The sequence below is a fragment of the Rhizobium sp. 01T417 genome (assembly GCF_056398905.1).
Genome location: NZ_JBFTQH010000039.1, coordinates 60,019 through 78,677, shown reverse-complemented (window position 1 = coordinate 78,677; position 18,659 = coordinate 60,019). Strand labels below are relative to the sequence as shown.

The 18,659-nt window shown below is 56.6% G+C and carries 21 protein-coding genes and 4 pseudogenes; 9 read left to right on the top strand and 16 right to left on the bottom strand.

All coding sequences use genetic code 11. The features are described 5' to 3' along the window. Positions 1–5: 5 nt before the first annotated feature. The gene (locus AC1DPR_RS26270; protein WP_477817469.1) at positions 6–761 is read right to left on the bottom strand and encodes a phosphatase PAP2 family protein; all 756 of its coding nucleotides are present in this window, start codon (positions 759–761) and stop codon (positions 6–8) included. A 103-nt stretch (positions 762–864) separates the two neighbouring features. Further along, positions 865–1,038: a hypothetical protein gene (locus tag AC1DPR_RS26265; RefSeq protein WP_477817468.1), complete on the bottom strand. Its 174-nt coding sequence runs from the start codon at positions 1,036–1,038 to the stop codon at positions 865–867. A 165-nt stretch (positions 1,039–1,203) separates the two neighbouring features. Between AC1DPR_RS26265 and AC1DPR_RS26260 the strand changes: the two genes are divergently transcribed. Continuing rightward, on the top strand, positions 1,204–1,977 hold the full coding sequence (locus AC1DPR_RS26260) for a 2OG-Fe(II) oxygenase (protein ID WP_477817467.1): 774 nt from the start codon (positions 1,204–1,206) through the stop codon (positions 1,975–1,977). A 77-nt stretch (positions 1,978–2,054) separates the two neighbouring features. On the opposite strand, the gene AC1DPR_RS26255 is transcribed toward AC1DPR_RS26260, so the two are convergent. From AC1DPR_RS26255 to speB, 10 genes and pseudogenes are all read right to left on the bottom strand, one after another. Beyond that, positions 2,055–2,738, bottom strand: coding sequence for a methyltransferase family protein (locus AC1DPR_RS26255; protein WP_477817466.1), 684 nt, complete (start codon positions 2,736–2,738; stop codon positions 2,055–2,057). 11 nt (positions 2,739–2,749) lie between these two features. Beyond that, entirely contained in the window at positions 2,750–3,040 is a 291-nt protein-coding gene (locus AC1DPR_RS26250) for a class I SAM-dependent methyltransferase (RefSeq protein WP_477817465.1), read from the bottom strand. Positions 3,041–3,090: 50 nt separating this feature from the next. Beyond that, entirely contained in the window at positions 3,091–3,333 is a 243-nt protein-coding gene (locus AC1DPR_RS26245; protein ID WP_477817464.1) for a hypothetical protein, read from the bottom strand. Positions 3,334–3,550: 217 nt separating this feature from the next. After that, positions 3,551–3,814: a response regulator gene (locus tag AC1DPR_RS26240; RefSeq protein WP_477817463.1), complete on the bottom strand. Its 264-nt coding sequence runs from the start codon at positions 3,812–3,814 to the stop codon at positions 3,551–3,553. 149 nt (positions 3,815–3,963) lie between these two features. Further along, positions 3,964–4,929: a phosphoethanolamine transferase gene (locus AC1DPR_RS26235; protein ID WP_477817510.1), complete on the bottom strand. Its 966-nt coding sequence runs from the start codon at positions 4,927–4,929 to the stop codon at positions 3,964–3,966. A gap of 60 nt (positions 4,930–4,989) precedes the next feature. Beyond that, positions 4,990–5,315 (bottom strand): annotated as a pseudogene (locus tag AC1DPR_RS26230) (phosphoethanolamine transferase domain-containing protein); the annotation flags it as partial. Between the two features lie 584 nt (positions 5,316–5,899). Continuing rightward, a complete protein-coding gene (locus AC1DPR_RS26225) occupies positions 5,900–6,547 on the bottom strand; it encodes an amino acid ABC transporter permease (protein ID WP_112648713.1) in 648 nt (215 codons plus the stop codon). Next, on the bottom strand, positions 6,544–7,212 hold the full coding sequence (locus AC1DPR_RS26220) for an amino acid ABC transporter permease (RefSeq protein ID WP_477817462.1): 669 nt from the start codon (positions 7,210–7,212) through the stop codon (positions 6,544–6,546). Before AC1DPR_RS26220 ends, AC1DPR_RS26225 begins: the two co-directional genes overlap by 4 nt. 36 nt (positions 7,213–7,248) lie before the next feature. After that, on the bottom strand, positions 7,249–8,034 hold the full coding sequence (locus AC1DPR_RS26215; protein WP_425349797.1) for a transporter substrate-binding domain-containing protein: 786 nt from the start codon (positions 8,032–8,034) through the stop codon (positions 7,249–7,251). A gap of 58 nt (positions 8,035–8,092) precedes the next feature. Beyond that, entirely contained in the window at positions 8,093–9,154 is a 1,062-nt protein-coding gene (speB, locus tag AC1DPR_RS26210) for an agmatinase (protein ID WP_477817461.1), read from the bottom strand. Between the two features lie 300 nt (positions 9,155–9,454). On the opposite strand from speB, the gene AC1DPR_RS26205 reads away from it, so the two are divergent. The 5 genes and pseudogenes from AC1DPR_RS26205 to AC1DPR_RS26185 all read left to right on the top strand — a co-directional run. Continuing rightward, positions 9,455–10,315, top strand: coding sequence for a LysR family transcriptional regulator (locus tag AC1DPR_RS26205; protein WP_477817460.1), 861 nt, complete (start codon positions 9,455–9,457; stop codon positions 10,313–10,315). Positions 10,316–10,424: 109 nt separating this feature from the next. Next, the gene (locus AC1DPR_RS26200; RefSeq protein ID WP_477817459.1) at positions 10,425–10,784 is read left to right on the top strand and encodes a RidA family protein; all 360 of its coding nucleotides are present in this window, start codon (positions 10,425–10,427) and stop codon (positions 10,782–10,784) included. 1,159 nt (positions 10,785–11,943) lie between these two features. Beyond that, positions 11,944–12,417: a nucleoside deaminase gene (locus AC1DPR_RS26195; RefSeq protein ID WP_477817509.1), complete on the top strand. Its 474-nt coding sequence runs from the start codon at positions 11,944–11,946 to the stop codon at positions 12,415–12,417. Positions 12,418–12,908: 491 nt separating this feature from the next. Beyond that, complete coding sequence (locus AC1DPR_RS26190; protein ID WP_477817458.1) at positions 12,909–13,196, top strand: hypothetical protein; 288 nt, start codon at positions 12,909–12,911, stop codon at positions 13,194–13,196. 379 nt (positions 13,197–13,575) lie between these two features. Continuing rightward, positions 13,576–13,842: pseudogene (locus AC1DPR_RS26185) on the top strand (hypothetical protein); the annotation flags it as partial. A gap of 73 nt (positions 13,843–13,915) precedes the next feature. Here AC1DPR_RS26185 and AC1DPR_RS26180 read toward each other — a convergent pair. Together AC1DPR_RS26180 and AC1DPR_RS26175 are read right to left on the bottom strand one after the other, a co-directional pair. Beyond that, entirely contained in the window at positions 13,916–14,359 is a 444-nt protein-coding gene (locus AC1DPR_RS26180) for a YybH family protein (RefSeq protein ID WP_477817457.1), read from the bottom strand. Between the two features lie 443 nt (positions 14,360–14,802). After that, positions 14,803–15,741, bottom strand: coding sequence for an MBL fold metallo-hydrolase (locus AC1DPR_RS26175; protein WP_477817456.1), 939 nt, complete (start codon positions 15,739–15,741; stop codon positions 14,803–14,805). A gap of 321 nt (positions 15,742–16,062) precedes the next feature. On the opposite strand from AC1DPR_RS26175, the gene AC1DPR_RS26170 reads away from it, so the two are divergent. The 3 genes and pseudogenes from AC1DPR_RS26170 to AC1DPR_RS26160 form a co-directional block, all read left to right on the top strand. Beyond that, positions 16,063–16,482 (top strand): cupin domain-containing protein, encoded by a 420-nt coding sequence (locus AC1DPR_RS26170; RefSeq protein WP_477817455.1) that lies wholly within the window; start codon positions 16,063–16,065, stop codon positions 16,480–16,482. Between the two features lie 94 nt (positions 16,483–16,576). Beyond that, positions 16,577–17,266 (top strand): annotated as a pseudogene (locus tag AC1DPR_RS26165) (SDR family oxidoreductase). A 49-nt stretch (positions 17,267–17,315) separates the two neighbouring features. Next, positions 17,316–17,592: pseudogene (locus AC1DPR_RS26160) on the top strand (EmrB/QacA family drug resistance transporter); the annotation flags it as partial. A 20-nt stretch (positions 17,593–17,612) separates the two neighbouring features. On the opposite strand, the gene AC1DPR_RS26155 reads toward AC1DPR_RS26160, so the two are convergent. Next, positions 17,613–18,056 (bottom strand): Rid family hydrolase, encoded by a 444-nt coding sequence (locus AC1DPR_RS26155; RefSeq protein ID WP_477817454.1) that lies wholly within the window; start codon positions 18,054–18,056, stop codon positions 17,613–17,615. 45 nt (positions 18,057–18,101) lie between these two features. Continuing rightward, the gene (locus AC1DPR_RS26150; protein ID WP_477817453.1) at positions 18,102–18,626 is read right to left on the bottom strand and encodes an ATP-binding protein; all 525 of its coding nucleotides are present in this window, start codon (positions 18,624–18,626) and stop codon (positions 18,102–18,104) included. Positions 18,627–18,659 lie beyond the last annotated feature (33 nt).

The window sequence follows — 18,659 nt, the reverse complement described above, 5'->3', positions numbered from 1 at the left end:
GGCGATCACCGCGGCCAGCCGACTTTCAGCTTGTCGGCAATCCGGGCTTCGACAATCAGAAATGCCATGAAGAGAATGATCGCCAATAGCCAGCCAAGCAACGCATCAGACGCGTAGTGTGCACCCACTGCGACACGCAAACCTGCCATTATCAACGAGCCTGCGACCAATGGCGGTCCAACCCACAGGCGAATACGGGACGGCAGCAGGAAGAGAAGACAGAGCAGCCACCCTGCCCCGGAGGCTTCGCCAGAGACAAAGGAACAGTTCTTGGCACACTCGCCAACGAACGTCCCGGCTGCTGCAAAATCGAAGGGGCCGCCGAAGAGGCTCGTCTGTACAGGCCGAGGTCTGCCCGAATAGGATTTCAGAAACCCGTTTACAATTAGTCCCGGCCCCAAGCAAAGGCTTACGATCGCAACCACCAGCCTGCCCATCGGAATGCGATTGCGAATTTCCCTTGAAAAAAAGCCACTCGCACCGACCACGACAATCAGCGCTGCTGCTGCGTATGGAAGCACGTACAGGATCTGCCTCACGTGTTCGACGACCTGCAGTCGACGAAGTGGGAAGTACCCGCAGACAAAATCTGGAAGAGCTGCCTCACAGAGTGGGCCGGTGAAGAAGAACGAGGACACCTCGACGTCAAGGGAAGGATGGAGATAGAACGCGGCCAGCAACGCGAACCATGCGACGATCAGTGCGAGTACCGCCGTAGCCGGAGGGGCTGGCGTATAAGAGGACTGGCCCACGTGCGCCATATTCAAATCTCAACGAATGAAGCCTGAGATTGTCACGTATCCCTCATCAGCCTGACAAACACCTGAACCGGCAAATCATACCGACGATTACCTTTTGCGACAGTTAACGGGTTGCTTCTGTCGGCTCGCTCGAGCTTTGGGACAGCGTCATATAGATCACGATAGCGACGACCAGCCCGAGGAAGAGCAGGCTCGTGTAGGTCGTCCCGAAGCCCAACCCGCCGCCTGCTGCAGGGCAGTCAGGGGTAAGGTTCGCGCGCTGGAATCGATGCTGCATATGCTGATCACCAGTGAATGAGCCGAAGCCTCACCGGCAACAGCAGCAATTCTGAGTCGGCGCGAGCAAATCAACATCCTACGACGCCCCCTTCAGGCTCGGGTCAGCAATTTACGCAATTTTTGAAGTACCGGTTTGGGGAAAGAGGCAGCGGAGGGGCATTCCATGAAGGGGACCTTTATTGACTACGAACTGCTGCGGCGGTTCGACCTTGACGCGTTCAGGAAAAGGTCCCCCTTTCCTTGGGAGAACATTGGAGGCTTTTTGACCCAGGAGGGATTTCAGTCCCTCTATACCAACTTCCCATCGCTTGAGCTGTTCGAATACCACAACAATATACGTCGATCTCATGGTCAGCGCCCGCACAACCGCCACTATCTGGCCTACGAGAACTCGATCTATCATAGAGACAGGCCAGCGGAAGCCGGTGGCGTTGTCGGTCGCGAACAACTGCCCACGGCCTGGCAGGGTTTCTTGGACGAACTAGAGACGAGCGAAGAATACCAACGTTTCATTCGCCGTGCGCTCGGAGTTTCCACATTCATCCCGCGCTATGCCTGGCACATTGGCTCGCGGGGATCCGAGGTCTCGCCGCATCTCGACACCCCAACAAAGATCGGGACGCATATTCTCTATTTCAATACGAGCGATGATTGGAACCCCGAGTGGGGTGGCGCCACGCTGGTACTCGGCGGCAAGAAGATCGAAGCTATGAATCCCGATTTCGCGGATTTCGAGACCAGCGCTGCAGCTTGCATCACCGACAACCACAGCTTTCTCTTCAAGAACACGTCGTCGGCCTGGCACGGCGCTACAGCACTTACCTCTCCCGACGACAGCTACCGCCGCCTCTTCAACATCATTTTTGAAATCCCGAGACGCTCCGCCGGGCGCAAGCTGGTCGATCGTGCACGCGCGCTGTTCAAGCTACCAGGTTAGTAGCACCACACTGGGCACTTATACGTTCCTTCGCATTTCGGCTGCCCCGAACCGCACAGTTACCGTCACCCAGGGGGTTACCATATGTGAAGCCGTTCACGACAGAACACCTGGCAGGCAGAGAGCTCCTGATCCGATATCGAATCGGCCGCCACCCGGTAGAACTCGGTGGCCAACAGCGCGATCAGCGTCGACGACATCGTCGAGTAGTCCTTGGCAATAACGCGCCTCATATTGAATGCCATTCCTTCCGTGGATGCCGAAAATGCACTCAGCTTCAGCCCCCACCTGGGGACGTCCCGGCAGTACGCACTGTAGGCCTCCCCGAACTTGTCAGCCAGGAACGCCTCTTCGGCGTAAATGATGCACTGGTAGATAAACCCGAACAACAAGCATCCGACGGCAACGACCACTGGATTACCGTGGAACAGGAAGAGCCCGGAGTAGATGAGCATGTTCCCAACGTACAGCGGGTTGCGGCAAACACCGAACATGCCTTCCGTGACCAGGTCCTTGGCATAGACCCGCTTATTCAGGCCGCCACGCTTGATRTAGGCATAACCGATCACGGTTGCGCGCAGTATCAARCCCGCCGATACGATGAGCAGTGCGGCGGCGTCTTTCCACCGTTCGAGCGTCGCACTGCCCAGAACCGTCGYGGCCGGCGGTGTAGCAACAAACAATGCGACGATGATGAGCGGAAACGCCTGGTTTCGATATTTGAAAAAGAAATTCCCGATCGACAGCATGAGATTCTTCATGGAATTTTGTCTCACTTAACCGCGACGATGCCGCAGAAATTATACCAACGGAAGAACACTTCCGTGCTCTTGAAGCCCACCTCCTTGAGCAATTGGGTGTTCTCCTCGAGGCGGTAAGGGATGAGAACGTTTTCCAACGCCTCCCGCTTCTTTGATATCTCGATCGAGGAATASCCGTTACGCCGCTTGAAGTCGTAATAGTGGTCGATGAAAAGCCTGTTGAAGGTCGTGTCCTCGCTGGTCAACTTCTCGATCAGCAACAGGCATCCGTGTTCGTTGAGACCGTCGTAGATCGTTTTCATCACCCGCTCGCGGAAGAGCGGACGTACAAATTGCAAAGTTAACAACATCGTCACGACGCTGGCGTTTTCCACGGAGAAGCCGGGTTGGACTGAGGCTGGGCAAAGTCCCGGGCCAACTCGCAAACCATCCGCTGCATCTCTCCGTAGAACGGGACAGAGCGGCTCACCATGTCATCGAAGACATTCGCGACGGTGGAGTTGAACGAGAAATCCTCAACAGCATTGCGTTCGTCGGCAAACACCTCGTCACGCGAACTTGTATGCAGCACAAGACGGCTAGACTTATCGGTCATATCCGCTCCAAATGTATAGCAATGTCAAATGGGCGTGCGTTTCCCCTGCACACCCGGCGCGCCGCGATGTTGTCACAGTATTCTGACGGCTACCTGAAGGCAACGCCATTGACACCGCTGGCGAAATGCAACGCCTGAAGGCGATCCAGCACGCGAACGCCCAAAGAGCCGCGCGCACCACACGTACTAAGCTGGCACATTGCGTGATACGCCCGCCTCATCGCCCGATCTTCTTCAATCGTGCGGAGAGTTCGGCCAGGTCGAAAGGTTTCACGAGGAAATCGGTTGCCCCACCCTCAATTCCCGCCAGTCGATCGCTGTATTGGTCCTGCGCCGTCATAATGATAACCGGGGTTTTGTCACCTTCCCTTCGGATAGCTCGCAGGAGGGATAGGCCATTGCCGTCCGGCAGCCACAGGTGCAGAAGCACCAGATCATACTTCTTCGATCGCAGTCGACAGGCAGCGTCCTTCAGGTTCACACACCAGTCAACGCAATGCCCATCAGCCACGACATGAGACGAGCGTCCCCGATGTCGACGTTGTCCTCGACGACAAGCACATTCACCCGATCGCGCCTCCTATCTGTTGGTTGCTGTCGCGTGGAAACGATGTTCACGAATTTCGACTCCTACACTTTGCGAATACGTCGAGCCGCTTGTCGTAAACCGACGTCTCCACGTTCATCATACCGAGCACGCTGTGGAACAGGTTGTCGTGAGACGTCGCGCCAAGTACCTCTCTTCGGAGGCAAGCCGTGTCCAGATCCATCGAACTTACCGAAGTCGTTGTCAAACCACGTCAGGAACGGCACGTTTGGCTGCTGCGAGGGAGCAAACATGTACGGTGTTCCATGAAGGTAGAGGCCCGTCTCCATCTTGCCCGAACGGGACTTGAGGCGGTCGATGATGGTCGCGATGAAGTCGTCCGTATAGAGGATCGAATTGTCATAGGCATTGACGATCTCCCCGGTCGAACACTTGCCAAGCTCCGGGGTACGGCAGTCGGGAACGAACCTACCTTGATGTTCGGGATATCGTAGATAGTAAGCGGGTCCGTGGCTGCCCAGCTGATGGAGTACCAGAACGCTATCGCCTTTGACATGGTCCAACCAGCCATCAAGCTTGTCCAGGAAGATGCCGTCCAGGCACTCGCCTCCCTGGCAAAATCGCGGATCTTTCGAATTCGCCAAGTCGAGGTATTGGACACGATCAGCAACGCCCTTACTGCCCGTATTGTTGTCGAACCAGGCAACGTCAATTCCTGCATGAACCAGCACGTCTGGAAGTGATTCATTCGCCATAGCCTTTGCGTGGGTGAAAACCGCACGAGTGAACCGCGAAAACATGCAGGGAACAGAGGTCGCGGTAGCCGTGCCGCAGCTGGTTGTATTTGGAAAATAGATGACATTTGCGGCCTTGAGGCGCGGATTGGTTTCGCGCGAATATCCACCAAGCGAAAAATTCTCCGCGCGTGCAGTCTCGCCGGCGACAATTATCGTAACCCGCGGCTTGTTGATGGGCGGTTCTGACGGTTTGACCGTGGCGTCGGCACCGACGGGCTGAACAACAAGCGATGCCTCTTTCCCTGCGTTCAAGACGTAACGAACCGTGCTGACAATCGGCGCGACGGGATTGACGCTCTTTGCGATGTCCCGCCGTTGCCTGGCGGCAGCGGTATACTCCCGCGAGTAGGTCACGCCACAGATTCCGAAGATCGCGAGTGAGGCGAGGATTGCAGTCAGAGAGATGGCATGATCCCGAAGATGGCAACGTGAACAATGAATTCGGACGTGATCAGGTGCCGCGCTTCTGCAGGCGTTGTCTCCATCGCGTTGCGGATCATGTCACTGTCGAAAAGCGCCCCAAACGTGTCTGTGAAATGGGACGCCACGGCGGCGACGAGGATCAGGAAGATCAAAAACGGCTTGACGAGGTACTTGGTCGAAAATGGAGTAATTACAGCGACGAACAGGGCCCGCATCGCGAGGTACAGTGCCCATAGCGAACCGCTTCCGCTTCCGAGATAGTCGGTTGCCTTCCGCCAGAACGCATTGTTGCAGAATAGGAGGATGTAGCAGCTTGTCAGTATGCAGAGCGCGATGCTTCCGATCCTCGGCCGCAGCGAGCTCATATGTCCGGGGATTTTCGTCAATTTCACCACTCCACTGCAAACGCGCGTTTTGGAGAGGGTTGCTGACAGTAACCTGAAGCGGAAAAGACGACGGTGATCCGATTGTCGCGGCGACCATCACGGGAGCCCTTTGCGTCGCTCAACGGCAATGTCGCCAAGGGGATGAAACGGACACAGATGGTCTGTATCAGAAATTGGCTGACGGCGACGCCTGCCCCCATATGGACGCCGTCATAAATGCCTTGCGATACGTTCGATAAGGCGAGGAGCCGCGATCGCCAAAATGCTGCCTGAGTTGAGCGTGGAGGCAAAGTCAAGGCCGGCAAAGTCAAGGCCGCCAAAATGGAGCCCGGCAGGAAGCCCAGCTAACGGATGGTCCCAATCTATGGCTGGTGCGATGCAGGAAATCCGTAAGGTCTCTCCCTAAGCCGTTATCAACGAATTGGGGCGTCTCTCTCGAGCTTTCGCGCGTACTCAGTCAACGGATAGCACAGGGCAAAGAAGATTGCAGCAACGAGGCCGTAAACCTTGAAGGGCTCGAATGTCGCATTGTTGATGGCATTTGCTGTCCTCATCAGCTCCTCGAAGCCGAGAATGGACGTCAAGGCGGTGCTCTTGATCAGCTGCACCAGAAACCCGACGGTCGGCGCGCGAGTTATCCGGAAAGCCTGTGGTAGGATGATAAGCCGAAGTTCCTGCAAGCGGTGCAGACCAAGGCTTGCGCCCGCGTCCCACTGGCCACGTGGAAGTGCCTCGACACCGCTGCGCCATATCTCGGCCAGATAGGCACTGGCATAAAGCGTCAGCCCGCACACGGCAGCCGTCCAAGGCTCAATCCGGAATCCCAACATGGGCAATCCAAAGAACATCAGGAAAAGCTGCATGAGCAGAGGTGTACCCTGGAATAGCGCTATGTAGCCCGACGCGAGCCGCCGTGGCCAAAAGGACTGCGATATCCGAGCAAAGAGGATTGCCATGCCCACCGTTGCCCCGCCGACAAAGGCGGCGATCGACAAGAGAACTGTCCAACGCGTCGCGAAGGCAAGATTGCGCAAAATATCCCAGAACGTGAACTCGATCATGATATTCCCGCTCCAAGAAACCGACGACCACCAGCGATCAGCAACCGCCTGAGGCTTGCCGACATGGCAAGATAGATCATGGTGACGACCAGATAAGTCTCAAATGAACGAAACGTGCGGGCCTGCAAAAGATCGGCCTCCTGCGCCAGTTCCCGAACGGAAATCTGCGAAACCACGGCTGATTCCAGCATCATGATGACGATCTGGCTTGTCAGGGCCGGGAAGATAACCTTTAGCGCTTGAGGCAAGACGACTTTAAAAAACACGTGTCTCGGTTTCAGCCCCAGCGCCAGTGCCGCTTCGCTTTGCCCTTTCGGGATCGCATCCAGGCCGGCGCCTATGACCTCGGTCGTATAGGCCGCCATGTTGAGGGTCATGGCGAGTATTGCCGCTGTTACAGGATTGAGATGGATTCCAATGCTTGGAAGGCCAAAGAAGATGAAGAACAGCTGGACGAGAAACGGAGTGTTTCGGATCACTTCAACATAGATGCCAACTGCCCGTCGCAACCAGCCGAACCGACCTCTTCGCGCAGCAGCACCAAAGACACTGAGCCCCGTCCCTAAGACGGTGGTGCAGGCAATCAGGAAAAGCGTCATGCCCGCACCATATGCGAGCGCTCCCGCACCGCCCCAGAGCCAGTCGAAGCCAAGGCTATAGGACATCGCCAATCCTTTCACGGCGGGGAGCACTCATTTCGATCAATCCTTGAGATTTTCAGGGTTGAGGGGCGTCTTCAACCAGGCCTTCGAGCTTGCGTCGAGTTTCCCCTCGGAGATCATCTTGGCAACTACGTCATTGACGGTGCTCTTGAGACCCTCCTCGCCCTTGCGGAGGGCGATGTGCGAAGGCGACGTCAAGAGCTGGAACTTTTGCTCGGGTTTCAACGCGTCCTGGCGTGCGAGGACCTGCGCTCCAACATCGTTTCCGACCACCATCAACTCGGTTTGACCAGAAATGAAGGCCTGTATGACGGAATTGTAGTTTTCGAAGCGCTGGATCGTTGCCGATGCCGGTGCTGCAGCCGTCAACGAGGTGTCTTCGAGCGTGCCACGGTTAACCGCAATTGTCTTGTCGGCGAGGTCATCCTTGCCTTTGATCGAGACAGCTGCCGGGCCTATGACCGCGATGTAGTACGGGGCGTATGCAGCAGCAAAATCGATGACCTCGGCACGCTCCTTGGAAAAGCCGACGCTCATCAGAATATCGACGCGCTTGTCGTTCAGATAGGCAATTCGGTTTTGTCCGGTGACGCTTACGAGGTTGAGCTTCACACCAAGACTGTCGGCAATGCTCTGGGCGACATCGACATCATATCCCTTGAGGCTCATGTCGGCGCTGGCCGACGAGAATGGAGGGAAATCAGAGAAAATGCCGACACTGATTTGGCCGGCGGCCTTGATGTCGGCGAGGTCGTCGGCATGTGCCGACAGTCCGACCAGAGTGAATGCGGCAGCAGCGGCGATGGTTCTTCCTAGTTTGCTCATATTCATTTTATGTTCCCTTTTTCTTGGTTCTGGATTTTTGACGACATGTCCGACTGTTTCAGGCGGCCAGCTTGCGTGCGGACGGACTGAACGTGGCAAGGCAAAGCAGTTCGAACAGCACCTGTGCTGCTATCTGGGCAGTATTGGTAGTCGCGTCATACTGCGGTGCGACCTCCACCACGTCGCCGCCGACGAGATTAACGCCTCGGAAACCGCGCAGCATGGCGAGAACTTCTCTCGGAAGCAATCCACCAACCTCCGGTGTTCCAGTTCCCGGCGCAAAGGCGGGATCCAGGCTGTCGACATCAAAACTGATATATGTCGGGCCGGAACCGACAACCTCGAGGGCGCGCGCGATGACGGCCTTGATGCCCATCTCAGCGACTTCCTCGGCGTGTATAACCGTCATGCCCGAAGCGAAAGAGAATTCCCAGAGGTATTCGGCTCCGCCTCGAATGCCGATCTGGATAGTTCTCTTGGGGTCGAGGACACCGGCGAGGACAGCTTCCCGGAACGGTGCGCCGTGATGGAACTTGGATCCTTCATATGGCCCGGCCGTATCACAATGGGCATCGATGTGGATCATTCCAACGGGAGTACGGCTTGCAAATCCCTTGAGGATCGCGCCGGAAATGGAATGGTCACCCCCCACGGACAAGGGGATCACTCCGGTACTGGCAACCATGCGGTAGCAGGCCTCGATGTCGGCGTGGCAACCGGCGAGATCAAAGCGGCTTCTCATCGCAACGTCACCGACATCAGCGACCTTGAGCTTGCCCATCGGCGCGACCCGAAGAACATGCTCGTAGGGTCCGACACGTTCGATCGCCCGGACAGCCCTCGGGCCCAACCGTGATCCGGCTCGATTGGTTACGCCAAGGTCCATTGGCACGCCGATAAGAGCTACATCAAGGGCCCCCAAAACCTCCGGCCTGATGCCGTTCTCGATGAAGGACGCGCCAAGGAAGGTCGCCGGATCGGCAAACGGCCATTTGCGGCTGTCGCCATCCTTGAAGACGCTTGCCGCAACTTCGCGAAAATGTGGATCCTGCATTTCACCGCCGGCGGCATTGCCGAAGCGACGGCGCAGGCCCTCCAGAAAATCCTGGTCAATCGTCAAGATAAGCTCCCCCGTTTGATCCGAGATGCCATCATTCGCCGAGCCAAAAGGCTTTACAACCTTGATATTTCGTGAGGGCCTATAACGATTTCTGATACTCAAGTCGCTCCCATTGCAGCATTCAGCAGCGAGTCCGTTCAGAAAACCTTATAGGGCTGGGCGTGGGGGGCGATTATGACATTACCGACGACGGCAACGCTTCTGGCCGTTGCGCATGAACTTCAGATCGTACAATGTCCAGCTTAGCCGAAGACGGAGACCGTCGCACGGCTGGTTTAACGCAGACGAAGAACCCGCCTAATGCTTGATCTAGATTCATATTTGTTGCGGGCGTTCCTGACGGTCGCCGAAATCGGCACGGTCAATGGCGCTGCTGCCAAATTGCACCGAACGCAAGCGGCAGTGAGCATGCAGATCCGCAAGCTCGAGGAGCTCGTCGGAGTAACGCTCTTTTCCCGGTCGTCCAAGGGACTTGAGCTCACCGCTCACGGCCAGATCATGGTGGCCTACGCCCGAGAGATCGTGGTCCTTTCCGACGAGGTCGGCCGCAGGCTCACCGGAAAGATACTTCTAGGGCGCATCCGTCTCGGAGTCGTCGAGGACTTCGCCGCCAGTCGACTGATAAATATCCTTCGTGACTTCAGGGCTCAGAACCCCAAGGTCGACATCGACATAATCGTCGAGCCCAACCGGCGTCTGGCAGAGATGTTTGATGAAGGGAAACTCGATATCGTTGTTTGCGATATCACCGTCCTCAATCGGAAACCCATCCTGATCTGGACCGAGTATCTCACCTGGGTTGTCAGATCGGATTTCGTGGTCGACGCAAGCAGGCCGCTCCCCGTGATCATGTTTGATGAGAGCTGCCCTTGGAATGTCCGCACCATCGCGACGTTGTCGCAGCGGAACATAAAATGGAAGACGGCATGCGTTGCTTCCACGTTGGTCGCGATGGCAACGGCGGTAAGGGTCGGCATTGGCGTCGGTCCTATGCTTGAAGCCACTATCCCCGAGGGGTGTCGTGCGCTGGACAAGGCCGCCGACCTACCTGGCGCAGTGCGGATCGAGATTGGATTCTATGCCCAGTCCGAGGCATCCGAGGGCGTCCGTTATCTCGTCGAGTTCGTGTCACGACACACCGCCATGGCGGACCGCCCATAACGACCCGTTATAGCCGCGAAAAATAAAACAGCCTGTTCAACTGGCGCGATGGCTGCAATCTGACCTTCGGCAGCAACCGGCATGCCAAGTGAAACAAGGATACCGGCCGATGGCTATCGCGCACTCGTCCGTGGACGAGGAAACGCCACTCCAAACAGTCCATATAGTCGGCCAGATCGCCAGCTCCGCCGCGGGAGACAGCGTAAGTGCGCAGATGACCGAAATTCTTTATCGAATTGATGCCCTTCTCAAAGAGGCGGGCACCGATAGGGACGAACTGATTCAAGCAAACATCTGGCTTCGGGATCTCATGGGTTTTGACGAAATGAATGCCGTTTGGGAAGGATGGGTAGCTGCCGGCACGACACCTCGGAGAACCACTTTTGAAGATCGGACTCTGCCACCCTTGTGCGATATCCGCATAGACGTGATCGCTTGGCGGAAAACCGGAGAGTTTGTCTCGCCATGAAGCCGTTGACGGTATGCTTATTGCAGTGACAGTCGTCGCGACTTGCGCCAACGTGACAATGCTGGTCGAGGAAGCGCCTGAGAAGCGGCCAACCCTTGCGTCCCGCTCATTCAACTCAGCAACCAGGCTGTCCATGGTGGGTACCGGCAGGCCATCGAGCGCAACAACCCGAACCGGGCCGGTCACCTGAAAAGGTGCCAATCATTGCCCCACCGCCGTTTGGTGAACGTGTTCTCGAGCCATGTTGCTTTTTATCCATCGGTCGGCATGGGCAAAACGTAGATTAAAAAAAGCATCGGGACACAGTCGATACATGGGCTCAGCTGCGGACTAAATTTGCTGACTGTTCTTAATCAGTAGTGACACGCGTGATCGTGCGTGCCTGTAGGAACAAACGACGTGTAACGCCATTTACCTTCTATCAATGGAGAAAATGCAATGCCCTATGATCCTAATTCTGAGAAAGGCCTCGATCTTCGCACGACGCCACTTGAACGTCGTGGTGGAGCCTGGGGTCCCTGGATTGCTCTCGCCGCCATCATTTTGGTGGCTGCATTTGCATGGATCCAGTGGGGTGGCACCGCAACCGACCCAACTTCAACTGCATCCACAACGCCCCCGATTTCTCGATCTATTCCGAAGCCAGCGGTTCCCGCAAGCCCGCCGGCCGCCGCTCCGGCAAATCCGTCAACCGGTACTCAGCCGTAAGGGCGCGACGATGGAATGGCAGCTTGGAACCATCGTGGCAGTTTGCTCGACCTTCCACTTCAATTAAACCGTCGTCATTCGTCTGCCAGGAGTGGCCTTGATGGCGGTGACTTTGCCATCAGGCGATTAAAGTGAAAGCTCAAGAAAACAATTCAACCCGATATGACAATGGGCAAAGGAATACGCGGTTAAAGAGAGCTTGACGTGATGGGGCATCACGTCGGCATGTCTTTTACTCTCGGGGGGAGCGGAGACCAAAATCATCGACAACATGCGGCCTTGGCAACCTCTCAAGGAGAGCATGGTGGGTATCGGCACCCGTTACCCGCCCACGGTGTCGCCGATCTCGAAGCGCGGAGGCCAAATTATCCGCCAGGATCATCAGCAGCACCTTGGAAATCCCTTCGATTCAAGGCAAATTCAAGCCGCTCTAGTGTTTGGGGAGGATTCGATGGAAAGCCACGATCCATTTTTGCACGAGGCAATTGCACTTTCGAAATCCGCGGTAGAACACGGCGACGAACCGTTTGGGTCGCTGCTGGTCAAGGACGGCGACATAATCCTGCGCGCTGAAAACAGTGTCTATAGCGGCCACGACATGACCAACCACGCCGAGATGAATCTGGTTAAGCTGGCGGCGAAGCACTACGATACTGCTTTTCTCGATCACTGCACGATTTACACCAGCACGGAGCCTTGCGCGATGTGCTCGGGGGCAATTTACTGGTCGGGTATCGGGCGCATGGTGTTTGCGTGCTCGGAAACGCGGCTTGGCGAGATCGCTGGGATCGGGTTGAACGTGCCGAGCCGGTCGATTTTGCAAACCGGCGCGCGCGTCGTCACCGTGGTTGGTCCGACGAACCTTCAAGACGAAGCCGCAAAAATACATCAGGAATTCTGGCCGAAGCATCTTGGCAGGGCATAGCTTCGTTAGGTGGTCATGATCCAATGTCGCAGACGGGCCGCTTGCGGTCGATGACCCTGCGGATGACGCCAATAGTTGCGACAGTGGAAAAGTTCGCGCAGCTTCAAACGGCCAATTGAGAACGCGATGCGCAGCAAGGATGATGCGGCAAGCTAACAGCGGAAAGCAGGCACCCATCATCGAAGCGACACGGAAATACACCGTCAAGCTGCAAATTGATGGCAACGTCCTATGTGCATTTTTCAGGTTTGGGAGGCGCACTGGGAGGTTGTCACTATCATCGGTGTTTTCGGCACCTTCTATCTCAGGCACCAGTTTAGAATGGTGCTGGCTCGCGGGTGCGGTTGGATCGATTTTTCAGGTAATCCGTCGCACGCAGGACGCCCATGCTTTCGACTGTGCACGGCCGCAATGATTGGGAAAAAGCTGGGCGTGCAAAGCCAATGGATTGTGTTAGGACGACGTCTTCAAACGATACAGGTTCCCTAAACATGATTGAGCTTACCCCATCGCAGATTGCCGCATTGAAACTCGCCAAGGACGGAGATCTATATCCGCAACCGTCGAGTAAATGGACGCACCAGAATGCAACGGTGACTTACGCGAAGTCTGACCGCTGGAAGGAACGGCCCCAGAAAGTGAAGTCCGTAACAGCTAAAACTTTGGATGAGCTAAATGGACATGGCTTCCTAGAGCGGCGGCATCTCGACGATGACAACTCGAAAGACGTCTACGGGATCACGATGGCCGGGAAGGTCTGGCTACTTAAGAACAAGTAAGGCGCAGAGCGCCAGGCGACGACCGGTGTACCCGAGCGAGCAAGCATCACCTGGTAGGGACACCTTACGAATGCGTCCCGTCCCGAGAGGCTGCGATTGAATTACCTCCGGCCCTGCGCACTCTCGGCCTCTGGAACCAATAACCGCGTGATTCGTTTCGGCGGATGGAACGGCAAGATATTCCGGTCTCCGCTGTTCCATTTTTCAAAACTGTAAACTGCCTAGGTGCCCCGCTTGTCAGCACTCCTGCGGGGCACTTATTTTTGTCCCGCGCGACTGGAACATTCCCCAATTCCAGTGTTATGGCGGGTTCCTTCCCGCTGTTTCCTAGCGTCGAAACGTCCGATCTCCTCAACGACCCCGCTCTCCCCAAGGATACCGCGATTGGAATCTGATCATGGTGGCCCGTGAAGCCGGAAAGAATAACGACATCCTCGCAGTCGTTGGCACCGTCATCGCCGTGAAGGCTTTCCGCGACGGCACCCTCCCATTTCCGGACGAAACGATGATTGCGCGTCTGACATATGTCTATAAGTCATCTCCTGAGATCGACGCCGTATTTCCGACCGATCAAGGGACTTCGTGTTCAGCCACTACTCGCTATTCCGACAGTATCGACCAGATCATTCAATGGAGGCAGCAATGATAGCTCGCTACAATACAAGCGCGGATTGAATCCCTCGGAAAACCCTTTTGTGGAGGAGCTCCTTTTGGCTCCGTCAGGGCTTCAGATCCAGCAGAGCGCGACCGCTGCCATCCATGGCGAACGGAACAGACTCATGCTGGTGGGCAACCAACCAACGGCCATTGCGCTTCACGAGCCCGAGCGTCTGCCGGAACCAGAGATCAACGTTTGTCCCCTCCGTCTTCGTACCCGTCATATGGACCAGCCCGCTCCAAAAGGCTACGTCTACGCCGATTGTCAGCTTTGCATCCTCGACCTCGCCGCCGATCGGACCATCCCAGGTGTCGAACCACGCTTGGAGACCAGCCTTATCCTTTCCGTGATGAACGAGGGGCGGCGCCAGCGAGAACTCGACAGAATCCTCAGCGTCATAGGACAATGCATCCTTGGCGTTTCTTTCCCTGATCGCGGTCGCGCGCATCATCAGCATCGCGGCAATTGCTTCTTCGTCGCTGGTGGGGGCTTTTTCATCGTTCATTCTGGATCCTCCTCTTTCTCACCAAGGACGAACAAGAGTCGAGCTATCCGACACCGGCATTAAAGATTTATGGGATCGTGTGTGCGCGTCCTAGGCATGAGCGATCGAAAAGTGCAACTACAGCTACTCGTCACTCATAGCGCGGGCAGATGCGTCGGTGCACCAGTGGCGGAAGATGGCGCGTTGACGCACGTCGCAGCCAGCCCGACATAGGTATCGATCAACGTCGTCCCCGTGTCGTAGTATGTCAGAAATCGGAAGGTTGAGCGCGAGGTTGATTGTCGTTGAGGTCAAGCGCAAATCAATCATGCCCCACGAGTGCCGCCCTTGCTCCGAACAACGCCCGCTTTAGCCGCAGATCAAGCGGGCGTTACAACGAGCCAGGATCGAGCCACGAAAGCGGAATCAAACACGGCAGCTATCGAGTTAATGCGCTTCAGCCGTCAGAAATCCCACCACACCGGAACCCAGCGAAATAGATCGTTAGCCGCCGCCACCCGGCCAACAGACGGGAATGGCAAATGCGTGGAGACAAGCCACGAGCCGTTCGTCGCAAGCTCGCGCATAAGGCGAAGCCGAACGCGGGTTGCTTCCTCTGGATCGTGTTCGAAGCCGTTATGCCATTCCGGGTGTTCGAACGAAACCGGGAATATGGCGTCGCCCGCGAACATCAGTCGTTCGCCACCTGACGTCAGGCGGACAACGCTGTGTCCTGGAGTATGGCCACCCGTGCGAGTGACGACGACGCCCGGTGCTACCTCGGCCTCGTGGATAAATGTTCGAAGGTGACTGCTGTATTCACCCAAGAATTCGAGAGACGCACGCCGTGCGAGTTCCACAAGTGGCGGCGGCATCGCCGTACGAGAGAAGTCGGGTGACTTCCAGAATTCGGCTTCTGCGGACGACACGTGAACCCTCAGGTCCGTGCGCAGCCGTTCCTTCACGCCTTCAGCGAGCAATCCGCCAACGTGGTCGAAGTGCATGTGGGTGAGGACGACGTCGGTCACGGCCGCAAGATCGATTCCAGCCGCCTCCAGCCGCTGGACGAACAAGCCCGCCCGCGGGAAGTCCGGATATTCCTCCCCCAGACCGGTGTCTATCAGTATCGTCTGGCTGCCACTGCGCACGACAACAGCATTCAAAGCCCAGTCGAAAGCCTCTTTCGACAAGAACATGTCGCCCAGCCAAGCCGAACGGGTCGCTGGGTCGGCGTTGGTGGCCATTGACTCGGCCGGCGGCGTCAGCACGCCGTCGCTGATCACAAGTACGTCGATGTCGCCGACGCGCACTGCATAGCGCGAGGGGACCAGCTCGTCCTGCGGGTTACCTAGCATTGCACCGGGGATCGACGTGGTAGTTTGTCTTGCTTCTACCGTTGACATGATAGGCTCCTGATTGGGTTGTTGAGAGCTGTCGGTCATAGGTCGCGATCGGAACCCTAGATCGGGGACGAGATGTGGTCGAGGTATGCTTAGGTTTGGGGGCTCATTTGGGCGACCGAGCGCAACGGCCTCAGAGACCATGCTTTCCTACAGAACCCACTGGCTGCCAAAGCCTTCGTCCCGCGTGACCAAAGGCAGGCGTTATCGACTGTCCTTTTCCCGACCGCTGTTACTAACCTTGGTATATCTATTTTTCCTCCTCGTAGGTCGCATACGATCCCTGCCGGTCATAGGCAGGATCAAAAGCGAAGGAGAAGCATGATGCGAAAGCTTGCGACCTTTTTGTTTTGCTCAGCGCTGATTGCAGTACCGGCCGTCGCGGCGGACAAACCTCACAACGCCAAAGTCTCCGTGGTCTTCGACCACTCCCTCCCCAACGTGCCCGGTAAGAGCATGCGCGGCGTGCTCGTCGAATATGGGCCGGGTGGGCATAACCCGTCACATACCCATGCCAAGAGCGCATTCATTTACGCCACCGTCATCGAGGGCGAGATCAAGAGCCAGCTCAACGACGGTAAAGTGACAATCTACAAGACCGGCGAAAATTGGATCGAAGTCCCCGGCGACCACCACCAGGTCAGCGCCAATGCCAGCGATACGAAGCCTGCCAAAATTCTCGCTGTCTTCGTTGTCGACACTAGCGAGACGAAACTTACAATACCCGACGGCGCTACCGATTAGGGTTACGAGCGTTACGGCTCAAACCGACTCTTCTCTGATCGTGGGCGGCCACATCCGAACTTTGATGTGCCGCCCCCAAACAAGGTATGGCCCCATGAAAATCGTCATCATCGGAGGCTCCGGCCTGATCGGGACGAAAGTTGCCGAGCGCGTGCGAAAGCGCGGGCACGAGGTAGTTCAGTCCTCTCCGTCTACTGGTGTCAACACTCCACGGGCGAAGGTCTCGACGGCGCGCGCGCTGGCGCAAACGTCGTAATAGACGTCACAAACTCCCCCTTTTGGGAACCGAGCGCCGTGCTTTCGTTCTTCGAGACATCAACGACCAATCTGCTCAAGGCGGAGCGTGCCGCCGGAGTTCGCCACCATGTCGCGCTCTCCATCGTCGGGATCGAGCGATCTCCGGAGAACGGCTACTTCAGGGCGAAACTCGCACAGGAAGCGCTTATAAAGAAGGATGGCGCTCCCTATACGATCGTGCGGTCGACGCAGTTTCTCGAATTTCTGGGAGGCATCGCTGATAGCGCTACGGTCGACGGAACCGGCGACCGCTACCGCCGAGAACCGAACGATAGAAATCGCCGGACCTGAGAAAAAACCGATGAGTGACTTCGTGCTCGAATATCTCGCTTCCATCGGCGATAGTCGGAAGGTTCTTGTCGATCCTCAGGCGCGGTACTTCAGCACACTGGTCGATGACCGGGCACTGGTGCCGTTAGACATCGCCAAGCCCGGAACGCTCGACTTCAGGACGTGGCACGCGCAACGCTCACAAGCCGCGGCCTGACTCAGATAAATCCTGCCGCCGGGCGCGTAAGACCGTGACCGACGGCGGCTCCAACATCCTGACGAACTCCATCAGCGCTTTCGCCGAGACATTCCGTAGCCGTATTGCCAAGCTGGCGGCCCACTACATGAACCACGGGTCAGCGACCAAGCCGCTGCGACGCACAAGGCTATCGTGACCATCGCCCTCAAGGTCCGGCAGCAGGCAACCAACATGACGTTCAGCGATACGTTTTTTCTGTGGGAGCGGCGCTCGTCGCTGCATTGCTAGCGTCGCTCCTGCTGAAGAAGCCAGGCCAGCTTTCCGCGGGTGGTGGAGCACACTGACGCGCCTCGGCCGAAATAAGTCAGCCAGAGGCCAAAACTGCACGAAACGTGATTTCGATGAGCTGCTCGGGGAAGGCGAGCCGTGAAATTCCGATCAGGTTGCTGGCGCACTGCGGCTGCTCTGTCGCGTACACTTCTTTCCGGACGTTTCCGGCAACCGCGAAGGCAGCATCGACGTCCAGAACGAACAGGGTTTCCTCGACCACATCGGCAAGCGTAGCTCCGAATTTTTCGAGGAGTACAGCGGCGTTGGCGTAGGTTTGCCGCATCTGAGATTCCATATTCGAAAAATTCAAAGGACGACCGGATGCATCGAGTTTGGCAGGAGCGACGAGGTTGCCGTCGCTGTCGTGGCTGAGCTGCCCGGAAAGATAAACGATATCCTTGACTTGGATCGCTTGGCAGTAGCCATAGGCCGATTCCCACGGAACTCCGAAGTTGACGGTCTTCTTAGACGGTTTCATGACATCTCTTTCTCATTTCCGGGAATTGGGCCATCGCTTAGAACACTATCTCGCTGGCCCGCCCGACAGAGGCAGGAACAGTGTTGCGCGCGTACCGATGCCCAGCTCGCTGTGAAGATGAAACCGTCCTCCGATTTCATCAGCAAAATGACCGACGATCGTCAGGCCGAGGCCCCCAAGTCCAGTAGCTTTCGTAGTGAAAAACGGCTCGACAGCACGCCGGAGGGTCTCGCGTTCCATGCCAATGCCGTTGTCGACAATTCGAAGTTCCACGACTCTTGCGTCGGAACGATGGTTATTCGAAGCTTCGATTGAAATCGTTCCGCCCGCTGGCAATGCTTCGCGGGCGTTCGCTAGTAGTTGGATAACGGCGTCGCGAAGTCGGTCGCGCGAGCAACCCACGCGGGGAATGGCTGAGCGTGCAACGATATCCAGCATGATATCTGGACCCATCATCGTTTCGACCTCCAGCGCGACTTCCGTGAGAAGTTCGGCGACCTCCCACTCCCCCGGTTCGATGCCGGGTAAAGAAGAGATCAGGGAAGCCGAGTTGGCGGGATTGTTGTCCATCTCCATAACCTCTTTCAGGAACCTCCATATCGC

What these genes read in the sequence shown, in the direction of transcription:
- AC1DPR_RS26225 (WP_112648713.1), bottom strand. Translation starts at nt 6,547, where the DNA reads ATGATCGAGTTCACGTTCTGGGATATTTTGCGCAATCTTGCCTTCGCG.
- AC1DPR_RS26270 (WP_477817469.1), bottom strand. Translation starts at nt 761, where the DNA reads ATGGCGCACGTGGGCCAGTCCTCTTATACGCCAGCCCCTCCGGCTACG.
- AC1DPR_RS26215 (WP_425349797.1), bottom strand. Translation starts at nt 8,034, where the DNA reads ATGAGCAAACTAGGAAGAACCATCGCCGCTGCTGCCGCATTCACTCTG.
- AC1DPR_RS26265 (WP_477817468.1), bottom strand. Translation starts at nt 1,038, where the DNA reads ATGCAGCATCGATTCCAGCGCGCGAACCTTACCCCTGACTGCCCTGCA.
- AC1DPR_RS26155 (WP_477817454.1), bottom strand. Translation starts at nt 18,056, where the DNA reads ATGAAACCGTCTAAGAAGACCGTCAACTTCGGAGTTCCGTGGGAATCG.
- AC1DPR_RS26175 (WP_477817456.1), bottom strand. Translation starts at nt 15,741, where the DNA reads ATGTCAACGGTAGAAGCAAGACAAACTACCACGTCGATCCCCGGTGCA.
- AC1DPR_RS26245 (WP_477817464.1), bottom strand. Translation starts at nt 3,333, where the DNA reads ATGACCGATAAGTCTAGCCGTCTTGTGCTGCATACAAGTTCGCGTGAC.
- AC1DPR_RS26190 (WP_477817458.1), top strand. Translation starts at nt 12,909, where the DNA reads ATGATTGAGCTTACCCCATCGCAGATTGCCGCATTGAAACTCGCCAAG.
- AC1DPR_RS26220 (WP_477817462.1), bottom strand. Translation starts at nt 7,212, where the DNA reads ATGTCCTATAGCCTTGGCTTCGACTGGCTCTGGGGCGGTGCGGGAGCG.
- AC1DPR_RS26150 (WP_477817453.1), bottom strand. Translation starts at nt 18,626, where the DNA reads ATGGACAACAATCCCGCCAACTCGGCTTCCCTGATCTCTTCTTTACCC.
- AC1DPR_RS26260 (WP_477817467.1), top strand. Translation starts at nt 1,204, where the DNA reads ATGAAGGGGACCTTTATTGACTACGAACTGCTGCGGCGGTTCGACCTT.
- AC1DPR_RS26195 (WP_477817509.1), top strand. Translation starts at nt 11,944, where the DNA reads ATGGAAAGCCACGATCCATTTTTGCACGAGGCAATTGCACTTTCGAAA.
- AC1DPR_RS26170 (WP_477817455.1), top strand. Translation starts at nt 16,063, where the DNA reads ATGCGAAAGCTTGCGACCTTTTTGTTTTGCTCAGCGCTGATTGCAGTA.
- AC1DPR_RS26205 (WP_477817460.1), top strand. Translation starts at nt 9,455, where the DNA reads ATGCTTGATCTAGATTCATATTTGTTGCGGGCGTTCCTGACGGTCGCC.
- AC1DPR_RS26180 (WP_477817457.1), bottom strand. Translation starts at nt 14,359, where the DNA reads ATGAACGATGAAAAAGCCCCCACCAGCGACGAAGAAGCAATTGCCGCG.
- AC1DPR_RS26200 (WP_477817459.1), top strand. Translation starts at nt 10,425, where the DNA reads ATGGCTATCGCGCACTCGTCCGTGGACGAGGAAACGCCACTCCAAACA.